The organism is Thermanaerothrix daxensis (genome assembly GCF_001306145.1).
GTDB lineage: Bacteria > Chloroflexota > Anaerolineae > Anaerolineales > Anaerolineaceae > Thermanaerothrix > Thermanaerothrix daxensis.
In genome coordinates, this window is record NZ_LGKO01000006.1 from 275,031 (window position 1) to 281,235 (window position 6,205).

Consider the following 6,205-nt stretch of genomic DNA (forward strand, 5'->3'; position numbering starts at 1 on the left):
CTTAATTAATGGACAGGGTAGAGCCTATGGAAACTTTATCCTCTAATGTCATCCTAGAAATGAAGGGAATTTCAAAGGCCTTTCCGGGGGTTCAGGCTCTGAATAATGTGGATTTGACCGTCCTCGAGGGGGAAATTCACGGTTTAGTTGGAAAAAATGGGGCTGGAAAATCTACTTTAATGGCCATTCTAATGGGTTTACATTCCTTGGATAGTGGTGAGTTAATAATCAATGGACGGCTGATTACTAATGTAACGCCACGTGAGGCCCTTGAAGCAGGGATTGCCTATGTGCCTCAGCAGGTGCGAATGATGGATAGCCTCACGGTGGCTGAAAATATCTTGGCAGGTAATTTGCCAGTGAACCGTTTTGGGTTGGTGGATTGGGAGGCGGCCTTCAAGGATGCTGAGGAGCGTTTACATCGCTTGGGACTTGAATTAGACGTACGTCAACGAGTTGAGGGTCTGGGTGTTGTGGAGCAGACGATGCTGGCTATTGCCAAGGCCCTTTTCAGTAATGCACGCCTGATCATCCTGGATGAACCTACTGCAGCATTAGCCCGTGCGGACATTGAGCGCTTATTCGGGTTTATCCGTTCCCTTAAGAATATGGGGGTGGCCTTTATTTACATTTCCCATCATCTTGAGGAAGTGTTTGAAATTTGTGATCGCGTGACGGTGTTGCGAAATGGTCAGCAGGTGGGTACTTATGAGGTTAAGGATCTGGACATTCCGCATTTGATTCGCCTTATGGTGGGTGAGGAGATCCGTGACTATGAACGCCAATCCACGTGCCAGGATGAAGTCGTTCTTGAAGTGAGAGGTCTCACGCGACGAGGGCATTATGAGGATGTGTCTTTTACGGTGCGTAAAGGGGAAGTAGTAGGTCTCTCAGGTCTTGCGGGAAGTGGTGCAGCAGCATTAGGGCGTGCCTTGTTTGGGCTTGAGCGACGCGGTGTTGGTGAGGTTTGGTTGAAGGGGAAACCTTTTACTGCGAAAAGTCCGCGTGAGGCGCTGGATAAGGGGTTGGCCTATTTACCCCAGGATCGTTATCGTTTTGGCCTGGTAGGTATTCGCCCGGTACGCGAAAATATCACCTATACGATTCTTCACCAACTTCTGAATGCATTGCGTTTTGTCAGTTTTCGCAAAGAGAATGAAGTGGTGCAAAAGTATATCGAGGCTTTGGAAATTGTTTGTACCTCGCCAGAACAGCGTGTCGGTCTGTTAAGTGGTGGAAATCAGCAGAAGGTAATTTTTGCGAAACTAGCCGCGACTCGTCCCTCGGTGCTTATCCTGCATGAGCCCACGCAAGGTATTGATGTGCGTGCTAAGCTGGATATTTACCGAATTGTAGACGAATTGGCTTCGCAAGGGATTGGGGTTTTGATCATCTCTTCGGAAGTACGCGAGTTGCTGGGGGTATGCGATCGCATCTTGGTTATGTATAAAGGGCGTATCAGCGCTGAATTCCGATCCGGTGAGCCTCAAACTACCCCTGAAAACATATTGCTGGCAATTGAAGGAGGCAATGCTCATGACCAAAGGCAAGTGGCTGCAGTTTATTCTTGATCGAATGATTTGGCTCATACTGATCCTGGTCGTAATATTCTTTACGATCAGGATTGGTGGAAAATTCTTAAGTGGAACTACACTAATTAATGTGTTGCTTCATGCCAGTGTGTTGGGGGTCTTAACCATTGGGCAGACAATTTGCCTCTTGAGCGGTAATTTTGATCTCTCTGCTGAGGGAATTGTTTCCCTGTTAACTGTCCTGGCGGCCTGGTTAATGTTACCCTATCGCGAGATGACACTTGCGCAAGCGGGGGGTATTGGATGGGAGCTATCACCGTATATTGTGATCCCCCTAATGCTTGTTTTAGGAACGTTCATAGGCTGGATCAATGGTATTCTGATAACTCGCCTGCGGATGAATAATTTTATCGTTACTCTTGCAATGCAGCTGTTTCTGCGCGGAATCGCTTATGTGATTAGCCTGGGGGCTATCATGCCGGGTACCCCTAAGGATTTTAATTGGTTAGGGGGTGGTAGGATTGGTGCCATTCCGGTCTCGGTCATTTTCACCCTTATTCTGTTTCTCGTCTTTGAGTTCTTTGTACGTTATGCCCGGTTTGGTCGTGAGCTCTATGCTGTAGGTGCTAATCGAGATGCGGCACGTGCCTCCGGCTTTAATCCTGAAAAGACGGTAACCCAGGCTTATATGATCGGGGGTTTTATGGCTGCTTTAGCCGCTTGGATGCTCCTCGGGCGTTTGGAGGTATCAGTGCCGACATTGGGGCAGGGCATGACCCTGGAAACTGTAGCATCTGCGGTCATAGGTGGGGTGGCTCTCTCGGGGGGCTCGGGGAGCATTATGGGGGCTTTCTCAGGTGTGTTGTTGCTCTCTGTAGTAGACACTGGGCTTAATATGATGGAAGTAGATCCCTTCTGGATTACGGGAGTACGTGGGCTGATCATTTTGGTTGCGTTGCTGTTAGAGGTCCAGAAGTCTCGAATTCGTGTGGATATGTTGGCCGGACGGGCGAAAAGTCCGGTGGTACGTTCTTAGTCAGGGCAAGGTGACATGTGTTCCCTCACCTAATGAAACGGCGGGTGTCACATACCCGCCGTTTCATTAGGATCACATACCCTCAAAAGGCGAGAGTTTTCCTTCAAAGGGATTTCGGAAGTTGTAAATGGGTAGATCAGGGACATGTACCTGGTCAGGAAGACTCAAAACCCACCGCACTGCTTGGGCCACGACCTCTGGTGGTATCATTCTTTCGATGACCTGGGGAGTTAAAGTGACAGGAACTTCGCGCCACCAAGGGGTATTTGTCGCCGCGGGCGAAATGAGATGCACATGAATGTTATAGCGGCGGAGTTCCTCAGATAGGGCTGCAGTTAATCCCTCTAACCCCCATTTGGCTGCGCAATAAGCGGTTCGGTTGTCTTCACCCACTTTCCCTGCCAGAGAGCCTATGTTCACAATTCGCCCCTCCCCCTGCTTTTTAAAGTGTGGGACCACCGCCCTCGCGCATAGGAAGGGTGCTTTTAGGGTTGTATCTAAGGTCTGATCCCAAAATTCCTCTGTGGTGTCCTCGAGGCTGGCAGGAGGGCCCCAAAAAGCAGCGTTAACAAGAATATCAATACGACCAAAGCGGGTTAATGTCGCTTCGACCATTTGGTTTACGGCCGATGCTTCTCGAATATCGGCCGAATACCAAGCCGTTTCACCCGCCTGTTCTCGAATCTTATTGGCAACTTTTTCCAGCTTTTGAACCGATCGCCCAACCAACATAGTGCGAACACCTGCTCTGGCTAATTCCATGGCAATACATTCACCGATTCCACCACTTGCACCTGTAATGATGGCCACCCGATTGGCTAAATCCATATGACCTCCTTACTTATCTATCAAGTCTCCAGCAGCAGTTGAGCGAGGGCTTGGTCCACAAAAAGATGGGTGATCAAGCCGGTTCGTAAAGCCGCAGCAACGGCTTGGTGTTTTTCTACACCACCAGCAGCGGCTATTACATTTTTGATATTTCGCATTTGCTCAACACTGATGCCTATTAACCGATCTTTGAATTCCTGCGATAATATTTGTCCGTTTTGGTCGAAATAATGAGCACAGATATTCCCAACTGCTTTTTGACGAATTAGTTCTGAGAGATTTTCTTGCCCAATGTAAACCACCTGTCCCTCAATAAGTGGAATCGGTCCAATCCCCACACACGCGTACGTTAGGTGGTTCCATCGGGAGATAACTTCCTGAGTGGTAATATCTGCCATCAGTGCATCGCGCAAGGATTTTGTTCCTACGAGCAAGGGAACTAGAAGGAAATAAGGGGTTGCATTGAAACTCCGAGCAGCCTGCAGAACGATTTGGTTGAGTTGGGTATAACTGCCGGTTGAACTGCTTTCTCCAAGAAGCGGTACAACTTCTATGTGGCGAGGGCGACTCGGCGCAAGAAGATTCACCACTTCCATTATCGTTCGCCCCCAATCCAGTCCTAAAACGTCTCCATCCTGAAGGACACGATCTAGATATTGTGCGACTGCATTACCCAATGCTCGTCGAGTGAGAACCGTGGAAATATGAGCGCTTGAGACAACCTCGGCATAGCGTAGACGATAGCGTTCCTGGAGTTGTAGAGCAAGGTGTTGAAATACATTCTGAGGGTCACGGATACTTATTTGAACAATTCCTTGTTCGCGAGCCTTCTTTAAGTAAAGCGCGATTAGAGAACGAGAAACGCCAAGGCGATCGGCTATCTCTTGTTGCGAAAGATTTTCTTCGTAATAAAGCTGAGCCACTTCAACCAATGTTGCCATCAACTCAGGATGTTCTAACACCTTTCTGTTCTCCATAAGATGGTTCTGTTTACGCCCCTAGTGCTTCTTTGATCACTCCACTACGAAGGAATACATCGGCTGCTGCACCGTAGAGTGCGGAATTGGTAAACGTTTCTCGCTCCAGACGCAAGTCACGTCGCGCTTCATCAGACATCAGGTACCTACTGATGTGATGCTTAATACGTTCTATCAGCTGCGGGCAAGCCTGAATCACGCCACCTCCCATTACAATCATTTCCAGGTCAAGGGTATTAATTAATCCGGATAGATTGATGGCGATTAGGCGAGCCACTTGCTCGATTATAGACACTGCCGCAGGATCATTCTGCTGGTAAGCCTGAATCACGGTTTGAGTTGTAACTCTTCCACTCTGGCTTAGCTCTGCCATTAGAGGGCTATGACCGGCGTCAACTGCGGCCTGACCAGCACGTGCAATGGCTGGTCCGGCGACAAAGGTTTCAAAACATCCACGGCGGCCACAGCCACAAGGATAACCCTCTTCGTCCCACGTTATGTGCCCAAAAGGCCCGGCAAATCCATGGTAGCCGTCATAGAGCTTACCATTCAGGAAGAGATAGCCGCCATAACCTGTGCCCACTGTACACCAGGCAAAAAATTGCGATTCTCGTGCTACTCCCCATAAACGTTCTGCCAGGGCTGCCGCTCGGACATCTGTTCCGGCAAAGACTGGAAGTTGAAAGGCATTTCTAACCATGCTACCAAAGGGTAAATGTCGCCAATGGAGGTTGGGAATTAAGACAGCCTCTCCTGTCTCTTTGTTGATGTTGCCACAAATACTTAGTCCAATTCCAATAAGTGGAGAATATCGTTGACGCGCTTCTTCTACATAAGGGGCAATTGCGAAAATCATTTGGTGAGCATCGGCTACTTTATGTTCGTCAAAGGAGACCGGGATGATTTGGGTATCGCCTTGCAATTGGCCTTCGCTGTTAAACACCCCTAGCGCCATCTTGGTCCCCCCAATATCTATCGCAATACAATAAGCGGGCCTCACGGTCATGGATTTCTCCCTGAACTTCGTCTCTGTAACTTATGGTCCTTCATTCATCAGGTCTGCCTGATAAGAGCCGGTTTGCCATCCACTGCATAGACTCGGTAAGAAAAGCCTTTTTGAGCCACAATTTCATAATCATGACCAGCGCTTAGATGAAAGACGCCGATAAAGACCAGCAAATCGGTGCCGGTGTTGATCACCCGGTGAGCCCACATGGGGGGGATGTGCGTGATTGTCCCAGCCCGCCAGGGAATGGCCTGAAATTCTCCTTCCAGGGTATCTAAAAGGAGGAAACCCTCACCCTTTACGCAATAGTATACCTCGGGTTGATCGTCGCGTTCATGTTTGTGACCTTTGGTCATGTGGTATTCACCACCGATGCTGCCGGGAAAAATGCGCGTAACCGCTAGGGCCATGTCAGATTTGGACGTGCGAAAAGGATAGTAACGAATTTCATAGATTAGCCGATTTTCTTCTTTTAGGATCTCATCCACTACCTGCTGATCTTTGAACATCATTTTGAGATCGCTCAAATAACGGGGGGTAATCTGAGGGCAAGGATCCAAAATGCCATTTTCCGGATCAAGAGTAAGAGTGATAGGAAAGTCAATTTCTGTTAACATTGTTCTTCTCCAATTAGAAAAACACATGGGCTACAAAAGTTCACGAATCTGGACCAGGGGGTAAAGGTTTTGCACATCTGTGAAGTGACAATCGGCGGTACCTTCGGTCAGCACGGTAGCGGCGCCGGTGGCAGCGGCCCACCTGAGCGCTTCCGGCCAGGGGTCACCCAGGGAGAGGCGCCAGGCCAGCGCTGCCGAGGTGGCATCCC

At 49.0% G+C, this 6,205-nt stretch carries 6 protein-coding genes; 2 read left to right on the forward strand and 4 right to left on the reverse strand.

Annotated features, from left to right (window positions below; translation table 11 throughout):
• Nucleotides 1-26: 26 nt before the first annotated feature.
• Together SE15_RS13890 and SE15_RS13895 are read left to right on the forward strand one after the other, a co-directional pair.
• Nucleotides 27-1,571 carry a sugar ABC transporter ATP-binding protein gene (locus tag SE15_RS13890; RefSeq protein ID WP_054522720.1) on the forward strand — a complete coding sequence of 515 codons (1,545 nt, stop codon included), beginning with the start codon at nucleotides 27-29 and terminating at the stop codon, nucleotides 1,569-1,571.
• Complete coding sequence (locus SE15_RS13895; protein ID WP_054522721.1) at nucleotides 1,537-2,568, forward strand: ABC transporter permease; 1,032 nt, start codon at nucleotides 1,537-1,539, stop codon at nucleotides 2,566-2,568. The genes SE15_RS13890 and SE15_RS13895 overlap by 35 nt, the downstream gene beginning before the upstream one ends.
• Nucleotides 2,569-2,640: 72 nt before the next feature.
• Here SE15_RS13895 and SE15_RS13900 read toward each other — a convergent pair whose 3' ends face one another.
• Genes SE15_RS13900 through SE15_RS13915 form a run of 4 tightly spaced genes read right to left on the reverse strand, consistent with a single transcriptional unit; the run spans nucleotide 2,641 to nucleotide 5,996 of the window.
• Nucleotides 2,641-3,396 (reverse strand): SDR family oxidoreductase, encoded by a 756-nt coding sequence (locus SE15_RS13900; protein WP_054522722.1) that lies wholly within the window; start codon nucleotides 3,394-3,396, stop codon nucleotides 2,641-2,643.
• Nucleotides 3,397-3,416: 20 nt separating this feature from the next.
• Nucleotides 3,417-4,358, reverse strand: a complete 942-nt coding sequence (locus tag SE15_RS13905; protein WP_054522723.1) for a sugar-binding transcriptional regulator — start codon at nucleotides 4,356-4,358, stop codon at nucleotides 3,417-3,419.
• Nucleotides 4,359-4,386: 28 nt separating this feature from the next.
• Nucleotides 4,387-5,379 (reverse strand): ROK family protein, encoded by a 993-nt coding sequence (locus SE15_RS13910; RefSeq protein WP_054522724.1) that lies wholly within the window; start codon nucleotides 5,377-5,379, stop codon nucleotides 4,387-4,389.
• Nucleotides 5,380-5,426: 47 nt separating this feature from the next.
• A complete protein-coding gene (locus SE15_RS13915) occupies nucleotides 5,427-5,996 on the reverse strand; it encodes a glucose-6-phosphate isomerase family protein (RefSeq protein WP_054522725.1) in 570 nt (189 codons plus the stop codon).
• Nucleotides 5,997-6,205: the final 209 nt, after the last annotated feature.